General features: G+C 48.7%; 16 protein-coding genes and 1 pseudogene. 14 read left to right on the top strand and 3 right to left on the bottom strand.

The window, feature by feature from the left end; genetic code table 11:
• The 3 genes and pseudogenes from ACTHSA_RS03535 to coaBC all read left to right on the top strand — a co-directional run.
• Window positions 1-182: pseudogene (locus tag ACTHSA_RS03535) on the top strand (hypothetical protein); the annotation flags it as partial.
• Window positions 183-319: 137 nt separating this feature from the next.
• Window positions 320-1,549 (top strand): tetratricopeptide repeat protein, encoded by a 1,230-nt coding sequence (locus tag ACTHSA_RS03530; protein ID WP_004519703.1) that lies wholly within the window; start codon window positions 320-322, stop codon window positions 1,547-1,549.
• Between the two features lie 44 nt (window positions 1,550-1,593).
• Window positions 1,594-2,772: a bifunctional phosphopantothenoylcysteine decarboxylase/phosphopantothenate--cysteine ligase CoaBC gene (gene coaBC, locus ACTHSA_RS03525; protein ID WP_039862104.1), complete on the top strand. Its 1,179-nt coding sequence runs from the start codon at window positions 1,594-1,596 to the stop codon at window positions 2,770-2,772.
• A 54-nt stretch (window positions 2,773-2,826) separates the two neighbouring features.
• Here coaBC and era read toward each other — a convergent pair whose 3' ends face one another.
• Window positions 2,827-3,756, bottom strand: a complete 930-nt coding sequence (gene era, locus ACTHSA_RS03520; RefSeq protein ID WP_036493257.1) for a GTPase Era — start codon at window positions 3,754-3,756, stop codon at window positions 2,827-2,829.
• Window positions 3,757-3,820: 64 nt separating this feature from the next.
• Window positions 3,821-4,540 (bottom strand): ribonuclease III, encoded by a 720-nt coding sequence (rnc, locus tag ACTHSA_RS03515; RefSeq protein ID WP_003683027.1) that lies wholly within the window; start codon window positions 4,538-4,540, stop codon window positions 3,821-3,823.
• Between the two features lie 254 nt (window positions 4,541-4,794).
• On the opposite strand from rnc, the gene ACTHSA_RS03510 reads away from it, so the two are divergent.
• The 3 genes from ACTHSA_RS03510 to nusB all read left to right on the top strand — a co-directional run bounded on the left by ACTHSA_RS03510 (window position 4,795) and on the right by nusB (window position 6,240).
• Complete coding sequence (locus ACTHSA_RS03510; RefSeq protein ID WP_039862122.1) at window positions 4,795-5,118, top strand: DUF2185 domain-containing protein; 324 nt, start codon at window positions 4,795-4,797, stop codon at window positions 5,116-5,118.
• A 93-nt stretch (window positions 5,119-5,211) separates the two neighbouring features.
• Window positions 5,212-5,691 carry a 6,7-dimethyl-8-ribityllumazine synthase gene (gene ribH / locus ACTHSA_RS03505; RefSeq protein ID WP_003748562.1) on the top strand — a complete coding sequence of 160 codons (480 nt, stop codon included), beginning with the start codon at window positions 5,212-5,214 and terminating at the stop codon, window positions 5,689-5,691.
• A 120-nt stretch (window positions 5,692-5,811) separates the two neighbouring features.
• Entirely contained in the window at window positions 5,812-6,240 is a 429-nt protein-coding gene (gene nusB, locus ACTHSA_RS03500) for a transcription antitermination factor NusB (RefSeq protein WP_004519698.1), read from the top strand.
• A 117-nt stretch (window positions 6,241-6,357) separates the two neighbouring features.
• Here nusB and ACTHSA_RS03495 read toward each other — a convergent pair whose 3' ends face one another.
• Complete coding sequence (locus tag ACTHSA_RS03495; RefSeq protein WP_004519697.1) at window positions 6,358-6,780, bottom strand: type IV pilin protein; 423 nt, start codon at window positions 6,778-6,780, stop codon at window positions 6,358-6,360.
• A gap of 289 nt (window positions 6,781-7,069) precedes the next feature.
• On the opposite strand from ACTHSA_RS03495, the gene ACTHSA_RS03490 reads away from it, so the two are divergent.
• The 8 genes from ACTHSA_RS03490 (at window position 7,070) to ACTHSA_RS03455 (ending at window position 18,586) form a co-directional block, all read left to right on the top strand.
• Window positions 7,070-8,251: an efflux RND transporter periplasmic adaptor subunit gene (locus ACTHSA_RS03490; RefSeq protein WP_004519696.1), complete on the top strand. Its 1,182-nt coding sequence runs from the start codon at window positions 7,070-7,072 to the stop codon at window positions 8,249-8,251.
• An 81-nt stretch (window positions 8,252-8,332) separates the two neighbouring features.
• Entirely contained in the window at window positions 8,333-10,270 is a 1,938-nt protein-coding gene (locus ACTHSA_RS03485) for a MacB family efflux pump subunit (RefSeq protein ID WP_004519695.1), read from the top strand.
• A 63-nt stretch (window positions 10,271-10,333) separates the two neighbouring features.
• The gene (locus ACTHSA_RS03480; protein ID WP_039862103.1) at window positions 10,334-11,716 is read left to right on the top strand and encodes a TolC family protein; all 1,383 of its coding nucleotides are present in this window, start codon (window positions 10,334-10,336) and stop codon (window positions 11,714-11,716) included.
• 111 nt (window positions 11,717-11,827) lie between these two features.
• The gene (locus ACTHSA_RS03475) at window positions 11,828-12,694 is read left to right on the top strand and encodes a DUF808 domain-containing protein (RefSeq protein ID WP_049344865.1); all 867 of its coding nucleotides are present in this window, start codon (window positions 11,828-11,830) and stop codon (window positions 12,692-12,694) included.
• Between the two features lie 55 nt (window positions 12,695-12,749).
• Window positions 12,750-14,297, top strand: coding sequence for an apolipoprotein N-acyltransferase (gene lnt, locus ACTHSA_RS03470; protein ID WP_004519692.1), 1,548 nt, complete (start codon window positions 12,750-12,752; stop codon window positions 14,295-14,297).
• Between the two features lie 279 nt (window positions 14,298-14,576).
• Complete coding sequence (gene rpoH / locus ACTHSA_RS03465) at window positions 14,577-15,440, top strand: RNA polymerase sigma factor RpoH (RefSeq protein ID WP_004519690.1); 864 nt, start codon at window positions 14,577-14,579, stop codon at window positions 15,438-15,440.
• A 147-nt stretch (window positions 15,441-15,587) separates the two neighbouring features.
• Window positions 15,588-16,841 (top strand): glutamyl-tRNA reductase, encoded by a 1,254-nt coding sequence (gene hemA / locus ACTHSA_RS03460; protein WP_003684306.1) that lies wholly within the window; start codon window positions 15,588-15,590, stop codon window positions 16,839-16,841.
• Window positions 16,842-17,086: 245 nt separating this feature from the next.
• Window positions 17,087-18,586 (top strand): DegQ family serine endoprotease, encoded by a 1,500-nt coding sequence (locus ACTHSA_RS03455; RefSeq protein ID WP_004519688.1) that lies wholly within the window; start codon window positions 17,087-17,089, stop codon window positions 18,584-18,586.
• Window positions 18,587-18,627: the final 41 nt, after the last annotated feature.

The raw sequence follows: 18,627 nt of genomic DNA, 5'->3' as shown, positions 1-18,627 counted from the left end.
ACTGTCTGCTTCGTTTTCTTCACCGCGTCAGCAGCGAAGAACCGAACTATACGCCTACCTACAAAACCAGTCAACACCCAACTTCAAAAAAATTAAAATTTTTTCACAACTATCTGTATTTAAATAATTTAAAATTTATTGGATTTTATCGTTCGATAGATAAAACAGATATCCAAAGATAAATAGTCCTGCAGTTTTACTCTTAATTGCCACATTCAAACACTCTATATCTCTATACTACTGGCGCTTTAGTCCCATCTACTCTTACAATCTCTACTTTCTCCAATAAAACAATCATAAATTTAGAATAGTCCCTATTATGAATAACGAAAAGATTCAACAAAAATTTGAACAAGCATATCACTCTTTTATCGAAGAGGAAAATTACGAGGAAGCGCTAAAACGTGCCGAGATTCTTTGCCTTCTCAATCCACAATCTGTCGAATTTCATCACAAAGTTGCTTATGCCTATCTGAAGCAGTTGAAATGGGAAAAAGCCATTGAGGCTGAAATGAAAACGTTAGAGCTGGATAGCACCTATATTCCTGCTTTGGATTTACTTGCCCATGCTTACGGCGCCCTAGATAATTGGGAAAAAACCGGGTTTTACGGTCATCAGGCTTTGGTTCTAAAAGACAAAGCCATCCCAGACCTAGAACATGAAATAATTCCGACATCAGCTCCAAAAAACGGCAAACGGATTATCTCCTTTTCTTTATTTGGCAATAATTCCAAATATATTGAGCCTGCCGTCTTAAACACCCAGCTTGCTCCTGTACTTTTCCCCGGTTGGACATGTCGTTTTTATATTGACGATTCTGTATCGGCTGAAGCTATTCAACGATTTAGAAATAACGGTGCAGAAGTGATTAAGGTTGGCGCTCCATTGGACAACTGGCCGGGTACGATGTGGCGCTTTCTTGCCATCAATGATCCCGAGGTTGAATACGTTATTTTCCGTGATGCAGATTCTATTATTTGTTATCGTGATGCAGCGGCCGTATCCGAATGGATAAAAAGTGGTACACTATTCCACACTATTCGTGACTCGGGCTCGCATACTGCCCTAATTCTTGCGGGTATGTGGGGCGCTAAAGCGGGCGCAGTCCCAGATATGCAGGAAAGGATTCAAAACTTTGTCGACGAGGGCTATCCTTCCAGGCATTTTGCCGACCAAGATTTTCTAGAAAAAGAATTGTGGGCCTATATCCGTCAGAATCTGTTTGCACATGACAGATTATTTGATTTCTGTAATGCACACGAAATTCCCGGCGAGTTCTACTCTAATTATCAAATCGCTTTCAGCGAAGGGGTCACCAGCTTTAATGCAACGACTGATTATGAAGACGGCAGTCTGGCAAGATGGACGCTGTACTCCAGTGCTTCGCCTTTGGTCAATCCGGACTACTCGCTCAATGTTGTTCCTGAATTTAAAGTCTGCAGTTATGTGACTGAAGTGAAAAACGGGGTGGTTTCAGCATTCTTACCGAAGAGATATGGCAATGCGATTAAAGCAAAACTGGCCAGGATCAACATCGAACAAATCTAATTTGATTTGATTCCTATATACCTCATTTAATGAACCCATTATTTATGAGCAAACACATTCTCCTCGGCATTACCGGCGGTATTGCGGCGTATAAATCTTGCGAACTGGTCAGACTGCTGAAAAAGCAAGGACATTCTGTATCAGTGGTAATGACAGATTCTGCGACGGAATTTGTCTCCCCACTGACTTTCCAAGCTTTAACCGGCAACCCTGTTTTATCGGATACCTATTCAGGCACTTCCAATAATGGCATGGCGCACATCAATCTGACGCGTGAAGCTGACGCATTTCTTATTGCACCAGCCACTGCCAATACGATCGCCAAAATTGCCAACGGATTGGCTGACAACCTGTTGACTACTTTGGCCGCAGCCAGAAAATGTCCTTTGGCCGTTGCGCCTGCAATGAATGTCGAAATGTGGAACAACCCTGCCAACCTGCGCAATATTGAGCAGCTGGTTTCAGACGGCATTACCGTGTTTTACCCAAACAGCGGCGAACAGGCTTGCGGCGAAACAGGTACCGGCAGAATGGTCGAAGCGGTCGATCTGGCAGATTTGTTAGAGGATTTATGGACACCCAAGCTATTGAGCGGCAAAAAAGTTCTGATTACAGCCGGCGCAACGTTTGAAGCCATCGATCCTGTCCGCGGCATTACCAATATTTCCAGCGGACAAATGGGCATGGCTTTAGCACGTGCGTGCCGTGCTGCCGGAGCGAAAGTCACGCTGATTTACGGTCAAATTCAGATGGCCTTGCCAGCAGGCTTGGCTCATTCCGAACAAGCTGTCAGCGCAGAAGCCATGTATCAGGCAGTTCACCGCCATATCCATGAGCAAGATGTCTTTATTTCCGTTGCAGCCGTTGCAGACTATAAAGTCAAAAACAGCAGCAACGAGAAACTGAAGAAAAACGGCAATCAGCCTCCAATTATCGAACTGACGGAAAATCCGGATATTCTCGCATCCGTTGCCGCCCTACCTTCTCGACCATTCTGCGTCGGCTTTGCTGCCGAAAGCCATCAGGTTTTGGAATTTGCTCGGGCAAAACGTTTGCGCAAAAACGTACCGATGCTGGTAGCCAACCAAGTTTCCGTTTCCATGGGCAAACCAACCAATCAAATCACCATTATTGATGACCTTGCCGAAACCTCATTTCCGGAAACATCCAAACGCCAAGCAGCGGATGAAATCGTCAAACGTCTGACTGAGTTGTTGGCTTGATAAAAAAAGGCCGTCTGAAAATTTTTCAGACGGCCTTTGTTCAAACACATTAAATCACAATCCCAATTCGCGCAGGAAACGAATATCGTCTGCCCAACCGGATTTCACTTTCACCCAAATCTTCAAAAAGACTTTGGTATCAAATAATTTTTCCATATCAAGGCGGGCTTCAGTAGAAATTTTCTTCAATTTCTCCCCACCCTTGCCAATCAAAATCGCCTTTTGGCTGTCTTTATCGACCAACACCGCGATATAAATGCGGAACAGTCCGCTTTCCTCTTCCTCAAACTGCTCCACTTCAACATTCATCGCATACGGCAACTCTTCGCCCAAATAACGGAACAGTTTTTCGCGCACAATCTCCATCGCCAGAAATCGGCTGGATTTATCCGTCACCATATCTTCCGGATACATCGGGATACTTTCCGGCAGATACGGCTTGAGCAATTCCAGCAAATTGGCAATACGCAGACCATGTTTCGCGCTGACTGCCTCGCTGGCGGCAAATTCAAACTCTTGGCGCACTTCATTGATAAAAGCCTCAAGCGCAAATTTGTCTTTGGCTTTATCTTTATCGATTTTATTGACCACCAATACCACAGGCGTATGCTTAGGCAACTGCTTCAGCACCACGCGGTCCGCATCGGTAAAGCGCATGGCTTCCACCACAAAAACCACCACGTCCACGCCGCTCAACGCTTCGGTTACGTTTTGATTAAGACGGTCATTCAAGGCATTGCGGTGATTGGTTTGAAAACCAGGCGTATCGACAAACACAAATTGCGCCGTGTCGTCGGTGTAAATACCGGTTACACGGTTGCGCGTGGTTTGTGCTTTTTTACTGGTAATACTGATTTTCTGACCAATTAAATGGTTCATCAGCGTGGATTTGCCGACATTCGGACGACCCACGATGGCCACAAAGCCGCAACGATAATCCGTCGGGTGTTGCGACTCGTTTTGCAAAAAGGTTTCGATATCCATTTATATATGACTTTCTTGATTGTTTCAGACGGCCTTTGCATTTTTTCAAAGGCCGTCTGAAGTATCATTTTTTAGCTTTTTTCAAAGGGAACTTCTGTTCCAACCACTCTAAAGCTTCACATGCCGCTTTTTGCTCGGCCACTTTCCGACTGCTGCCGCGTGCATTGCAGATGAAACCGAGTTCGCCCAAATCACAGGAAATCACAAACATCGCATCAGCCGTCTGCTCCGCCTGCTCTTCGATTCGGTATTTCGGCAGGGCAAAGCGACGTGCCTGCAAGGCTTCCTGCAAAGCGGTTTTACTGTCTTTCTTGCCGATATTCAAATCCGCACGTTTCACGCGTTCCGCAAACAAATGGCGAACCACTTTTTCCGCCGCAGAAAAATCAGCGTCAAAGCTGACCGCCGCAAACATCGCCTCCATTGCGTCAGCCAAAATCGAAGGCCGTCTGAAACCGCCGCTCTTCAACTCGCCGGCACCCAAATACAAACCGTCGCCGACATTCATTTCCAACGCGATTTCAGCCAATACGCCTTCATTCACCAAAGCCGCGCGCATCCGCGACAACTCGCCTTCCGACAATTTCGGAAACGCGTCAAACAACATCCGCGCCACTGAATAGTTCAAAATCGAATCGCCGACAAATTCAAAACGCTCATTGTGTTTGGCATTGTAGCTGCGGTGAGTCAAAGCCTGCTGAAGCAGCTCCATATTGCGGAACTCATAGCCCAGACGCTTTTGAATCGCTCGATGCGCCTGCTGTTTGAGCAAATCAGGTTTCATTCCATACTTTCAAAAAAACAGCCGGAAAGCACGCCTCATCCGCAGTGAAACAAAATAAAAAGGCTACACCGGCAACTTTTTTATTTTGGCTCATTGTTTCTTGCGTCCCTCAAGCCGATAAACAATCAAAAGCCGTCATGTTCAAACCTGACGGCACTTGCCGACATTGTACCATCAAACCGACCCTGCACACATCCGTGCGGAAAAGCGGCGAATCGTGTAAAATCATGCCAAATCATCTCTTTGCCAACTCCATGAACAAATTTGCCCAAGCATTGGCCGCAGCGCTCGACCGCTGCATTGTTACCAACACCGTCGCCGAACAAGGCAAACCCGTCGGCTTCCTCTACCGCGAAGCCCCCGTATTTGAAAACGACAGCGGCTGGCGTATTTTCAGCGGCGACGAAACCGACGAATACACCGACAATCCCGACAACTTCAGCATTGTCAGCCTCTCCGCCATTACCGCAGACAATCCCGACATCGCGCCCCTGCTGACTCAGGCAGAAGGCAGCGCGTGGGAATTAAACGAAGACGGCGAGTTCCAAGCCGTTGCCGATTGGCAGCCGCAAGAATAATCCATCCCCATTTCGTTTCAGACGGCCTTCCCTATAACCAGGCCGTCTGAAACCGAGCCGAATCCCTATTTCACCAATATTGAAGGAATCATCATGAACATTATCGAACCCCGCCTCGACGGTACCAACTTGCGCATCGGCATCGTTCAGGCCCGCTTCACCAACGAAATCGGCAGCGAAATGGTCAAAGTTTGCTGCCGCACCTTAAAAGAATTGGGCGTAGCCGAAGACAACATCACGCTTGCCACCGTCCCCGGCGCGCTTGAAGTGCCTATCGCGCTGATGAACCTCGCTTCATCCGAACAATTCGATGCCCTGATTGCCATCGGCGTTGTCATTCGCGGCGAAACCTACCACTTTGAATTGGTATCCAATGAATCCGGCGCAGGCGTCAGCCGCGTTGCCCTTGATTACAACATCCCGATCGCCAACGCCATCCTGACGACCGAAAACGACGAACAGGCCGTCGCACGCATCGAAGAAAAAGCCTCCGATGCCGCCAAAGTTGCCGTAGAATGTGCCAACTTGGTCAACCATCTTTTGTCAGAACAATACGAAGACGACGAAGAATAAGTTCTCCCCGTATTGAATACCGCATATTTTCAGACGGCCTCCCAATCATGACATTGAGGCCGTCTGAATCATTCAATATTCAGCCGACAACCATCGGCACCCTCTTCACAAGGAATACCCATGAAAAGCCCACGCCGCCGCGCACGCGAGCTTGCCGTACAAGCCATTTATCAAGCAGGCATCAACAAAACAGCCGCTCCCGAAATCGCCAAAAACATCCGCGAACTGTCCCAAGCGCCCAATATGGATGAAGAGCTGTTCAACAAACTGTTTTTCGGCGCGCAAACCCATGCCGAAGAATACATGGAAAAAATCAGCCCCCTGCTCGACCGCGACGAGAAAGATCTCAGCCCTATCGAACGCGCCGTTTTGCTGGTTGCCTGCCATGAGCTGAGCACCATGCCTGAGACCCCCTATCCTGTCATCATCAACGAAGCCATTGAAGTCACCAAAACTTTCGGCGGCACCGACGGCCATAAATTCGTCAACGGCATCCTCGACCAACTGGCTTCACGCATCCGCCCTGACGAACCGCGCCGCAAAGGCTAAGATGGGCTTCACATCGGGCCGGGATTACCAATCTTTGCCCTGTATAAGCTAATGTGCTTATACAGCCAAACCATCCAAAAGGCCGTCTAAAATTCAGACGGCCTTTTATATTTCGATTTATTCCGATTTTGGTATTTCATAACCGGGGCAGTTTTGTTTATCACTGTTTGCCCAGATGATACCGCTGTCGTTGTAATAAACGGTACAAGTTTCATCGGCATTGGTTTCTCTATTGGGTACAGCCTTCAAAATATAACCTGAATCGGAAGGATCAGGCATAGAATCCGTACCTTCGGAAAAACTAATATTGAAATATTGATTCTGCTGCAAATTTTCGGTAGGAAACCCTACAAAAGTACTTTTTTGAGTATAGTAGCGTTCAAGTTGTTGGGCATTATGCAGCATCTGTGTGCGGACGGATGCGAGACGCGTTTGGCGGATGTAGTTTTGATAAGACGGATAGGCGATGGTAGCGAGAATGGCTGCAATCAAAACGACTATCAGCAGCTCGATAAGCGTGAAGCCTTGTTGGTGTTTCATTTTATTTGTGTCGTTAATAATTGGAATAAGACATGAATATTATAGTCGTTTTCTTGCGGCTTAAATGTTCAGATTCGGAGGGAGTTTGGGAATTTATGTAAACGAGGTACAAGTTCTGAAAAATATCTTCATCCTTTTATTTTTTATTTCAATAAGTTAAACTTCAATTTAAGTTGACCGTCTCTTGGTTGGTCTTGGTCTTTACAGTAAAATCCAGTTGTTTTTTTGTTTCTATCAATACATTGGTTGCTTGTCTGCGACGTTATTTTATTGAATTGGTTCCTTTTATATGTCTAAAGTTTTCAAGTGGGCGGCCGGTACGGCTGTTATCGTGGCTGCGGCTTTCGGCGGCTGGTCTTTGATGAAGCCTGAGCCTCAGTCTTCTTTTATTACGGAAGTGGTCAAACTCGGCGATATCCGTCAAACCGTATCGGCAACCGGCGAAATCTCGCCTTCCAATTTGGTATCCGTAGGCGCGGAAGCTTCAGGCCAGATTAAAAAACTGTATGTGAAACTGGGCCAACAAGTGAAAAAAGGCGATTTGATTGCAGAAATCGACTCAACCAATCAGCTCAATACCTTAAATACCGAAAAATCCAAACTGGAAACTTATCAGGCAAAATTGGTTTCTGCCGAAATTGCGCTTTCCAGTGCGGAGAAAAAATATAAGCGCGAACTTGCCTTATGGAAAGAACAAGCCACTTCCAAAGAAGATTTGGAATCTGCACAAGACTCTTTAGCCGCAGCCAAAGCCAATGTCGCCGAACTGAAGGCCTCCATCAAACAATCCAAAATCTCCATCAATACGGCCGAATCCGAATTGGGACACACGCGGATTACCGCCACCATGGACGGAACCGTGGTCGCCATTCCTGTTGAAGAAGGCCAATCCGTCAATGCGGCGCAATCTACGCCGACCATTATCCAGCTGGCCAATCTGGAAACCATGTTGAACAAAATGCAGATTGCAGAAGGCGACATCACAAAGGTCAAAGCCGGTCAGGATATTTCGTTCACCATTTTGTCCGAGCCGGACACGCCGATTAAAGCGAAATTGGACAGCGTCGACCCCGGCCTGACCACCATGTCTTTGGGCAGCTACACCAGCAGCACGGACACAACTTCCAATGCGATTTACTACTATGCCCGCGCCTTGGTGCCAAATTCCGACGGCAAACTTTCCATCGGCATGACCACTCAAAACACGATTGAAATCAACGGCGTGAAGAATGTCTTACTGGTACCGACGCTGACTGTAAAAAAACATAACGGTAAATCCTATGTCAGCATTTTGGGTGCAGACAATAAAGCGGTAGAACGCGAAGTAACCGTCGGTTTGAAAGATAGTATGAATACCGAAATCAAAAGCGGCTTGAAAGAAGGCGAAAAAGTAATCGTTTCTGAAATGAGCGCAGACGAAAAGAATAAGAGCAGCGAACGCGCGATGATGGGCGGCGGCCCTCCCCGCTGATTGATTAAGGCCGTCTGAAAGGTTTGGCTGTGTTTCAGACGGCCTTGGTTTCTGTATGTCTATTTTTCGCCTGGAAAGATTATGAGTTTAATCGAATGTAAGAATATCAACCGTTTTTTCGGTAGCGGTGAAAACCGTGTGCATGTATTGAAAGATGTCAGCCTTTCTATTGAAAAAGGCGACTTTGTGGCGATTATCGGCCAATCCGGCTCGGGCAAATCAACGCTGATGAATATCTTGGGCTGTCTGGATTCCGCCACTTCCGGCTCTTATCAAATCGACGGCATCGAAACATCGCAAATGCAGCCGGATGAGCTGGCGGCTTTGCGCCGTGAGCGTTTCGGCTTTATTTTCCAGCGTTACAACCTGTTAAGTTCGCTGACCGCCCGGGACAACGTCGCCCTGCCTGCCGTATATATGGGCATGGACAGCAAAGAGCGCGCGGAACGTGCGGAAAAACTGTTGGGCGATTTGGGTTTGCAAAATAAAGAAGGCAACAAACCCAGCGAACTTTCCGGCGGGCAGCAACAGCGCGTTTCGATTGCCCGCGCGTTGATGAACGGCGGCGAAATCATCTTTGCCGACGAACCAACCGGCGCATTGGATACCGCCAGCGGTAAAAATGTGATGGAAATCATCCACAAGCTGCACGAAGACGGGCATACCGTGATTATGGTTACCCACGATCCGGGCATTGCGGCAAATGCAAACCGCGTCATCGAAATTCGCGACGGTCAGATTATTTCGGATACGTCTAAAAATCCCGATATTCCGCCAAGCAAAGTGGAGAGGATTAAAGAAAAAGCTTCCTGGTCGTTTTATTACGATCAATTTATGGAAGCATTCAAAATGTCGGTACAGGCGATTATGGCGCACAAAATGCGTTCGCTGCTGACCATGCTGGGGATTATCATCGGTATCGCTTCGGTAGTATCGGTAGTGGCCTTGGGTAATGGTTCTCAACAAAAAATCTTGGAAGACATCAACTCGATGGGCACAAACACCATCAGTATCTTCCCCGGCCGTGGTTTTGGCGACCGTAGAAGCGGACGGATCAAGACACTGACGATTAATGACGCAAAAGCTATCAGCCAACAAAGTTACGTCGCCTCCGCCACCCCTCAAACCAACTCCAGCGGCACCTTGACCTACCGCAACACCGACCTGACCGCCTCGCTTTACGGCGTAGGCGAACAATATTTCGACGTGCGCGGTTTGAAATTGGAAGAAGGCCGTCTGTTTGATGATGACGATGTAAAAACCGATGCCCAAGTTGTCGTCATCGACCAAAACACCAAAACCAAACTCTTCGGCGAAGGTGTCAATCCTTTAGGCAAAACCATCCTTTTCAAAAAACGTCCGCTAACCGTCATCGGCATTATGAAAAAGGATGACAACTCATTTGGCAATTCCGACTCGCTGATGCTTTGGTCGCCTTATACAACGGTCATGCACCAAATTACCGGCGAAAGCTATACCAACTCCATCGTTGTCAAAATCAAAGACGATGCCAACACACAGGTTGCCGAAAAAAGCCTGACCGAGCTGCTGAAAGCACGCCACGGTACAGAAGACTTCTTTATGAACAACAGCGACAGCATCAAAGAAATGGTGGAAAGCACAACCGGCACCATGACGCTGCTGATTTCTTCCATCGCGGTCATCTCTTTGGTGGTCGGCGGTATCGGCGTGATGAACATCATGCTGGTCTCCGTTACCGAGCGCACCAAAGAAATCGGCGTTCGCATGGCAATCGGCGCACGCCGCAACAATATTTTGCAACAGTTCCTGATTGAGGCCGTCTTAATCTGTATCATCGGCGGCCTGTCCGGCGTATTGCTGTCCGCAAGCATCAGCCTGGTGTTCAACTATTTTGTTACCGACTTCCCAATGAGCATTTCCATGACTTCCGTCATCGGCGCAGTCGTCTGCTCCACCGCCATCGGCGTCGCGTTCGGCTTTATGCCTGCCAACAAGGCTTCCAAGCTCAACCCGATTGATGCGCTGGCTCAGGATTGATTATGTTTCAGACGGCCTATTATTTTAGGGCCGTCTGAAATGCTGTTACCCGAAAGATTTTTTATGAAGACGAAACCTTTTTCCCAAGCAGCCTTATCATTGGCTGTTGCCCTTGCCCTAAGTGCGTGCGCCGCGCCTAAAGCCAATCCGAACCTGACGCTGGAAGCGACCGGCCAAGTCATGAGCGCGGCGGAAACTGCCGAACGCTACGATGTAAACGGCAACTGGTGGGAAATCTACCAAAGCCAGCAGCTCAATGCGCTGATGGAGCAGGCGCTGGCGAACAATGTCGATTTGAAACAGGCCGCCATCAGCGTCAACAAAGCTTTGTATCAAGCCAATATTTTGGGCGCGGATTTGGTGCCTTCGTTCAGCGGATCGTTGGGCGCGAACGCTTCTAAAAACCTGAAAACCGGCAGCCATGGCAATACCTTCAGCAGCCAGCTTGGTTTGAGCTACGAATTGGATTTGTGGCGCAAACTCAGTGCCACTGCCGATGCGCAGGTATGGGAATACCAAGCCACGCATGAAGACATGGCCAATACACGCCTGACTTTGATTAATAATGTCGCCGATGCGTATTTCAATATCTCCTACCTGAACGAAGCCATCGAGTTGGCGAAAAAATCGCTGAAGCAATACCAGGAAATCAACCGCATTGCGAATGCCAAGTTCCACTACGGCCGAGCCGACTCAAGCCAGCCGACCCAAGCCAAACAGTCATTGCTGAGCGCAGAAAACAGCCTGTTGTCTTTGCAAAACAATTTGGATACGCAAAAACAGGTTTTGCGTAATTTATTGAATTTAAGGCCGTCTGAAAACATGGCCGCCGATCCGGCACAATTCCGCCTGCTGCCGGTCAAAGGCGTGAACTTGGACGTACCGATTACCGTTTTAGCCAACCGCCCCGACCTGCGCGCCGCCGAATACCGCCTGCAGGCGTCGCAGCAATCGGTCAACGCGCAAAAACGCAGTTGGTATCCGTCGATTACTTTGGGCGCAAGTTTGAGTACGTCTTCCGATAAAGCGAAAAGCACGTTCAATATCCCTATGTTAGGCGGATCGGCCACCATCAATCTGCCTTTCCTTAATTGGCAGATCATGAAATGGAAAGACAAAACCGTACAAGCGGAGATGGACAGTGCCAAGCTGAATTTTGAAAAAGCCCTGACTACCGCGCTCAACGAGGTCAACACCAATTACCTTGCCTACAAAAACGCGCAGGCCAGCCTTGCCAATCAAGAACAGCGTTATCAGTTGGACAAGAAAAACAGCCATTACTATCAAGTACGCTACCAACACGGTAAAAACGAGCTGAAAGACTGGCTGGAGGCTTTGAATTCGGAATACAGCTCGGCGCAAAACCTACTGAACCAACGCTATGAAGCCTTGAAATACGAAAATATGGTGTATAAAGCCATGGCTGGACGTTATACGCCGAAATAGCATTTTCAGACGGCCTTTGGTTAATTTCCGTCAAAGGCCGTCTGAAACCATTCAAGCAACTGAATTTTCATATATAATCGCGCGTTTATTTGATTTTATCCGGACAACATTATGGCCTTCGCCTCTCTCTTTACGCTTTTGGACGACATTACCGCCGTTTTGGACGACGTAGCGATGATGACCAAAGTCGCCGCAAAAAAAACCGCCGGCGTGGTCGGTGACGATTTGGCGCTCAACGCCAATCAGGTAACCGGCGTATCCGCCGAGCGCGAATTGCCGATTATTTGGGCGGTGGCAAAAGGCTCTCTGGTCAATAAGCTGATTCTGGTGCCGCTTGCACTGTTGCTTTCCGCTTTCCTGCCAGCGCTGATTACGCCCTTGTTGATGATCGGCGGTGTTTATTTGTGTTTTGAAGGCGTGGAAAAACTGTTGCACAAATTCTTGCACCGCAATGAACACGAAGACGGACACGATGCCGAGCCTGAAGTCACAGACGAAAAAACAAAAGTGAAAGGCGCGGTCCGCACAGATTTCATCCTCTCCGCCGAAATTATTATTATCGCGCTGGGCGTTGTTGAAAAATATGACCTGATGACGCGTTCTTTGGTTATGGCCGCCATCGGTGTCGGCATGACGGCATTGGTCTATGGTTTGGTCGGCATTATCGTCAAACTTGACGACCTCGGCATGATGTTGATGCGCCAAAAAAGCGTTGCTGTGCAAGGTATCGGACGCAGTTTGATTTCATTTATGCCTTGGTTTATGCGTGGCTTGAGCATTGTCGGTACGCTGGCGATGTTCTTGGTTGGCGGCGGACTGATCACCCACAACCTTGGCTTTTTGCACGATTTCCTCCACGCACAGCATTGGGACAGCGGCATGATGGAACATATCGCCAACTTGGTGGTCGGAGTAGCCGCCGGTGCATTGGCTTGCGCAATCGTCCTGCCTGCAATGAAATTGTTTCAAAAAGACTGATTTTGTTTCCCTGCCGTCTGAAAACTTTTCAGACGGCCTCAATACCATTTAAAGCATGAATATTTTCCGTAAACTCGAACAATATTGGCAACATCCGCTGCTTTACTGGCCGCTGGTCATCTTGATTGCCGCCGCGACACCGTTCACTTTCGCCCCGTATTATCATTTCTGGCTGATGCCGCTGTTGTTTGGCGCGCTGATACGCCTGATTGAATTGCGTCCACGCTTTGCCGTCATGACTGCCTATCTGTTCGGATTAATCGGTTATACGGCGCAGTTTTATTGGATACACACTGCCTTGCATGATGTTTCGGGTTTGCCGGATTCATACGCCATCCCCCTCACCTTCCTGCTGCCGGCATTTCTTGCGCTTTATCCGGCCATCTGTTTTTGGGTGTGGAGAAAATGCAACCTGTCGCGCTGGGCCAAAACCGGCCTCCTGCTGCCGATTTTGTGGACGCTGGCAGAATTTGCCCGCGAACGTTTCCTGACTGGATTCGGCTGGGGTGCAATCGGCTATTCCCAAATCATCAAAGACAGCCCGTTGGCAGGCTTCGCGCCTTTGGGCGGCATTCATATGGTCACGCTGGCAACCGCTTTTCTCAGCGCATGGCTGGTGTTGCTGATTGACAACCACGGCCGTCTGAAACACCGCCTCCTGCCCTTATTCCTTATCGTTGCACTCTGCTCCGTCGGCTACATTTCCCAACAAACCGAATACACCCGCCCTGACGGCAGCACCAGCACGGTTGCCCTGATTCAAGGCAATATCGAGCAAAATCTGAAATGGAAAGAAGAGCAAATCATCCCAACCATTCAGAAATACTACGAACAAATCAGCAAAACCAGTGCTGACATCGTCATCCTGCCCGAGACCGCCCTGCCACTGATGCGCCAAGACCTGCCCGAAGGCATCTTGGAACAATTCGCCGAGCAAGCGCAAAGCAACGGCAGCGCGTTGGCCATCGGTATCAGCCAATATACGCCCGACGGCAACGGCTACGAAAATGCAGTCATCAATTTGAGCGACTATCACAACAGCACTTCCGATACCATCCCCTACTACGCCAAGAACCACCTCGTTCCATTTGGCGAATACAAGCCCTTGCCCACCATTACCGAGCGCCTCTATAAAATGATGGATATGCCTTTGGCCGACTTTCAAAAAGGCGGCGACAACCAAGCGCCTTTGGTGATGAAAGATCAAAAAGTCGCCTTCAATATCTGCTATGAAGACGGTTTCGGCGACGAACTCATTGCAACGGCGAAACGCTCCACCTTGCTTGCCAACATCAGCAATATGGCGTGGTATGGCAAGTCCAATGCCATGTACCAGCAGCTTCAACAGTCCCAAGCGCGTGCAATGGAACTGGGCCGCTACATGGTTCGCGCCACCAATACCGGCGCGACCGCCATTATTTCCCCTAAAGGTACGATTGTTGCCGAAGCCCAACCGGATACAGAAACCGTCCTCGAAGGCCACGTTAAAGGCTATATCGGCGAAACGCCTTATATGAAAGCAGGCGGCTCAACATGGCTTATCAGCATTTTGGCCGTTATCGGCGTATTCCTTATCCTGATTGGCCGGAAAAAACCAGAATAAAAAATTTTTAAGACCTTGTTATACAAGGTCTTTTTTATCACCAAAACTATTTACATACAGAAATGTTTGTAATATACTTAGCCAAAACCTAGCAAATCACTCAAATTTTCTAAGACAATCAACCCTTGCGATTCAAGCAGTAAAAACTATTGGATCTATCGTTAATTTACAGAAAAAATCCAACCCATAACAAAACAAACCACAGGCAGTGTTATACTGCTTGTCACACAATAAACAAAAAGCCGTTTTCAGACGGCCCAATCAAGGAGAGTATCCTTTATGAATAAAGCTTTTGCATTACCCGTTATCCACAGCGGCAACGGTAGCCTCGAGCAATACATTCATACTGTCAACAGCATTCCCATGCTGACTGCCGAAGAAGAAACACAACTGGCCGAACGTCAACAAAAAGGCGATCTCAACGCCGCCAAACAGCTTATTCTGTCTCATCTTCGCGTCGTCGTATCCATTGCACGCGGTTACGACGGCTACGGCCTCAACCAAGCCGACCTGATTCAAGAAGGTAATATCGGCCTGATGAAAGCCGTCAAACGCTACGAACCGAGCCGCGGCGCGCGCCTGTTTTCGTTTGCCGTGCATTGGATTAAAGCCGAAATCCATGAATTCATTTTGCGCAACTGGCGTTTGGTCCGCGTTGCCACAACCAAACCGCAACGCAAACTGTTCTTCAATCTGCGCAGCATGCGTAAAAACCTGAATGCCTTGTCTCCAAAAGAAGCGCAAGAAATCGCCGACGATTTGGGCGTCAAATTGTCCGAAGTCTTGGAAATGGAACAACGCATGACCGGTCACGATATCGGCATCATGGCAGAAAACAACGATGACGAAGACAACTTCGCCCCTATCGACTGGTTGGCCGATCACGATGCAGAGCCTAGCCGCCAGTTGTCCAAACAAGCCCACTACGCCCTGCAAACCGAAGGTCTGCAAAACGCCTTGGCACAACTGGACGACCGCAGCCGCCGTATCGTTGAAAGCCGCTGGTTGCAAGACGATGGCGGTTTGACCCTGCACGAATTGGCTGCCGAATACGGTGTATCTGCCGAACGCATCCGCCAAATCGAAGCCAAAGCTATGCAAAAACTGCGCGGTTTCTTGGCAGAAGAAGCTGAAGCCGTTTAAGCCTTTCTTGATAAAAGGCCGTCTGAATCTTTTCAGACGGCCTTTTCGATGGCAAACCTCATTGCATCTTCTCCCCCAACACATTCATTTTAAAGCCCACTTAAGCTATAATACCCACCACACACACTACCCAGTCATACCATAACCATGCAACTTACCGTCGTCGGACTCAATCACCAAACCGCGCCCTTGAGCATACGCGAAAAACTGGCATTTGCAGCTGCAAATCTGCCGGATGCCGTGTCCAACCTCGCGCGTAGTGAGGCGGCGGAAGAAGCAGTCATTCTTTCTACCTGCAACCGCACCGAGCTTTACTGCGTCGGCGAAACCGAAAAAATCATCGACTGGTTGGCACAATATCACGACCTGCCTGCCGAAGAAATCCGCCCTTACCTCTATACCTTAGATAATAATGAAACCGTCCGCCACGCCTTCCGCGTCGCCTGCGGTTTAGATTCCATGGTCTTGGGCGAACCGCAAATTCTCGGTCAAATCAAAGATGCCGTCCGCGTTGCGCAAGAACAGGAAAGCATCAACACCCACTTAAACGCCCTGTTTCAAAAAACCTTTGCCGTTGCCAAAGAAGTGCGTACCGACACTGCTGTCGGCGAAAACTCCGTCTCCATGGCTTCTGCATCGGTCAAAATGGCAGAGCAAATCTTCCCTTCCATTTCTGATCTGAACGTCCTTTTTATCGGCGCAGGCGAAATGATTGAGCTGGTGGCTACTTATTTTGCCGCCAAAAATCCCAAGCTCATTACCGTTGCCAACCGCACACACCAGCGCGCGCAGGAATTGTGCGACAAACTCGGTGTCAACGCCGAAGCTTGCCTGCTGAACGAATTGCCCGATATTCTTCACGATTACGACGTGGTTGTTTCTTCCACTGCCAGCCAACTCCCACTCGTCGGCAAAGGCATGGTCGAACGCGCATTGAAAAAACGCCACAACATGCCTGTTTTCCTGCTGGATTTGGCTGTTCCGCGCGATATCGAAGCCGAAGTCGGCGAATTGGAAGACGCATATCTCTATACCGTAGACGACATGATGGACATTGTCCAAAGCGGTAAAGATGCGCGCAAAAAAGCAGCGGCGGCGGCTGAAAGCATGGTGGAAGAAAAAGTCAGCGAATTTATCCGCCTACAGAAAAACCGCCAAAGCGTTCCGCTTATCCGCGCCTTGCGCGACGAAGGTGAACGTGCACGCCGCCAAGTATTGGAAAATGCCATGAAGCAACTGGCAAAAGGCGTATCCGCCGAGGATGTCCTCGAACGCCTCTCCATTCAGTTGACCAACAAACTGCTCCACTCTCCGACACGCACGCTCAATAAAGCTGGCTCGGACAACAGCGAATTAATCGATGCCGTGGCACAGATCTACCATTTGGATCAACACGACTGACCACAATTTAAAGGCCGTCTGAAAAAAGCGAACCGACCGACAGGTCATATTCAAAAGTTTTCAGACGGCCTTAAAACAATAAAATCCCAATTATCATTTTTTCATTTAAAATGAAATGCTTGAAAAAAAACCGTTAAAGTGTAAAAATCCTACCTTATACATTTAAACAGCATTCAAACAATAAAACTGCCTGCCGATTCAAACGCATGCCGACAATACGATAGGCACCGGCAAAAGGAACTTTCGTGCATATTAAAACAAACACATATCTGGCCCTTGCTGTCCTCTCAGCTTCCCTTCTTTCAGGTTGCGACAAAGTCAGCACCTTTTTCGACAAAGACGAAAACAAAGAACTCGTTCAACGTATTGAAACCAATACCGATGACGGAAAAGTCGGTATGTTGTTGCCCGACTTCGCCCAACTGGTGCAAAACGAAGGACAGGCCGTCGTCAATATTCAAGCGACACCGGCAAAACGCTCTGCGACACCGGATGACGACCACAGCATGGACCTGAGCCAATTTCCCGACAACGATCCGTTTTACGAGTTCTTCAAACGCCTTGTTCCCAATATGCCAGACATGCCGCAAGAAGATACCGAAAGCGACGATCTGAATTTCGGCTCCGGCTTCATCATCAGCAAAGACGGCTATATCCTGACCAATACCCACGTGGTTGCTGGCATGGGCAATATCAAAGTCCTGCTCAACGACAAACGCGAATACACGGCCAAACTGGTCGGCTCAGACGCCCAATCCGACGTTGCCCTCTTAAAAATTGAGCCGCAAGAAGACTTGCCGGTTGTCAAAATCGGCAATCCGAAAGATTTGAAACCGGGCGAATGGGTAGCCGCCATCGGCGCACCTTTCGGCTTTGACAACAGCGTAACTTCAGGCATCGTCTCCGCTAAAGGCCGCAGCCTGCCGAATGAAAACTACACGCCGTTCATCCAAACCGACGTTGCCATCAACCCCGGCAACTCAGGCGGCCCGTTATTCAACCTCCGCGGCCAAGTAGTCGGCATCAACTCGCAAATTTACAGCCGAAGCGGCGGTTTCATGGGCATTTCGTTTGCCATTCCGATTGATGTTGCCATGAATGTGGCCGATCAATTAAAAGCCAACGGCAAAGTCCAACGCGGTCAATTAGGCGTGGTTATCCAAGAAGTTTCTTACGATTTGGCCAAATCTTTCGGTTTGGACAAAGCAAGCGGCGCGCTGATTGCCAAAATCATGCCGAACAGCGCAGCGCAACAAGCCGGGTTGCAAGTCGGCGATATTGTCCGCAGCGTAAACGGAGAAGAAGTCCGTGCCTCCAGCGACTTGCCGGTCATGGTCGGCTCGATGATGCCGGGCAAAGAAGTGACTTTGAGCATTTGGCGCGGCGGCAAACAAACCGATGTCAAAGTCAAACTTGGCAGCGCAGCCGAACAAACGGAAACTTCTGCAAAAGAAGCCGAACACCCGCAACACGAAGGCGGCCATGACGGATTTACCGTTGAAAATGCAGGCCTAACTTTGCAGGTTGAAAACGCAGACGGCAAACAACGCTTAATCGTTCTGCGCGTTAGCGGTGCGGCCGAACGTGCCGGCCTCAAACGCGGCGACGAAATTATTGCCGTCAGCCAAATCAGCGTCAATGACGAATCCACTTTCCGTAGCGCATTGGAAAGCGCAGGCAAAAACGTACCGCTTTTGGTACAACGCGAAGGCAATACTTTGTTCCTCGCGCTAAATCTGCAATAGCAAGATTTTCAGACGGCATGATGATGCGTTAAATGATAAAA

It is taken from the genome of Neisseria sp. P0008.S002 (assembly GCF_051962805.1).
GTDB classification, from domain to species: Bacteria; Pseudomonadota; Gammaproteobacteria; order Burkholderiales; family Neisseriaceae; genus Neisseria; species Neisseria perflava.
This window is presented reverse-complemented; position numbering and strand designations above follow the sequence as displayed.

Bases quoted from the DNA above. Each gene is read 5' to 3' on its own strand.
- ACTHSA_RS03530 (WP_004519703.1), top strand. From the start codon at position 320: ATGAATAACGAAAAGATTCAACAAAAATTTGAACAAGCATATCACTCT.
- coaBC (WP_039862104.1), top strand. From the start codon at position 1,594: ATGAGCAAACACATTCTCCTCGGCATTACCGGCGGTATTGCGGCGTAT.
- era (WP_036493257.1), bottom strand. From the start codon at position 3,756: ATGGATATCGAAACCTTTTTGCAAAACGAGTCGCAACACCCGACGGAT.
- rnc (WP_003683027.1), bottom strand. From the start codon at position 4,540: ATGAAACCTGATTTGCTCAAACAGCAGGCGCATCGAGCGATTCAAAAG.
- ACTHSA_RS03510 (WP_039862122.1), top strand. From the start codon at position 4,795: ATGAACAAATTTGCCCAAGCATTGGCCGCAGCGCTCGACCGCTGCATT.
- ribH (WP_003748562.1), top strand. From the start codon at position 5,212: ATGAACATTATCGAACCCCGCCTCGACGGTACCAACTTGCGCATCGGC.
- nusB (WP_004519698.1), top strand. From the start codon at position 5,812: ATGAAAAGCCCACGCCGCCGCGCACGCGAGCTTGCCGTACAAGCCATT.
- ACTHSA_RS03495 (WP_004519697.1), bottom strand. From the start codon at position 6,780: ATGAAACACCAACAAGGCTTCACGCTTATCGAGCTGCTGATAGTCGTT.
- ACTHSA_RS03490 (WP_004519696.1), top strand. From the start codon at position 7,070: ATGTCTAAAGTTTTCAAGTGGGCGGCCGGTACGGCTGTTATCGTGGCT.
- ACTHSA_RS03485 (WP_004519695.1), top strand. From the start codon at position 8,333: ATGAGTTTAATCGAATGTAAGAATATCAACCGTTTTTTCGGTAGCGGT.
- ACTHSA_RS03480 (WP_039862103.1), top strand. From the start codon at position 10,334: ATGAAGACGAAACCTTTTTCCCAAGCAGCCTTATCATTGGCTGTTGCC.
- ACTHSA_RS03475 (WP_049344865.1), top strand. From the start codon at position 11,828: ATGGCCTTCGCCTCTCTCTTTACGCTTTTGGACGACATTACCGCCGTT.
- lnt (WP_004519692.1), top strand. From the start codon at position 12,750: ATGAATATTTTCCGTAAACTCGAACAATATTGGCAACATCCGCTGCTT.
- rpoH (WP_004519690.1), top strand. From the start codon at position 14,577: ATGAATAAAGCTTTTGCATTACCCGTTATCCACAGCGGCAACGGTAGC.
- hemA (WP_003684306.1), top strand. From the start codon at position 15,588: ATGCAACTTACCGTCGTCGGACTCAATCACCAAACCGCGCCCTTGAGC.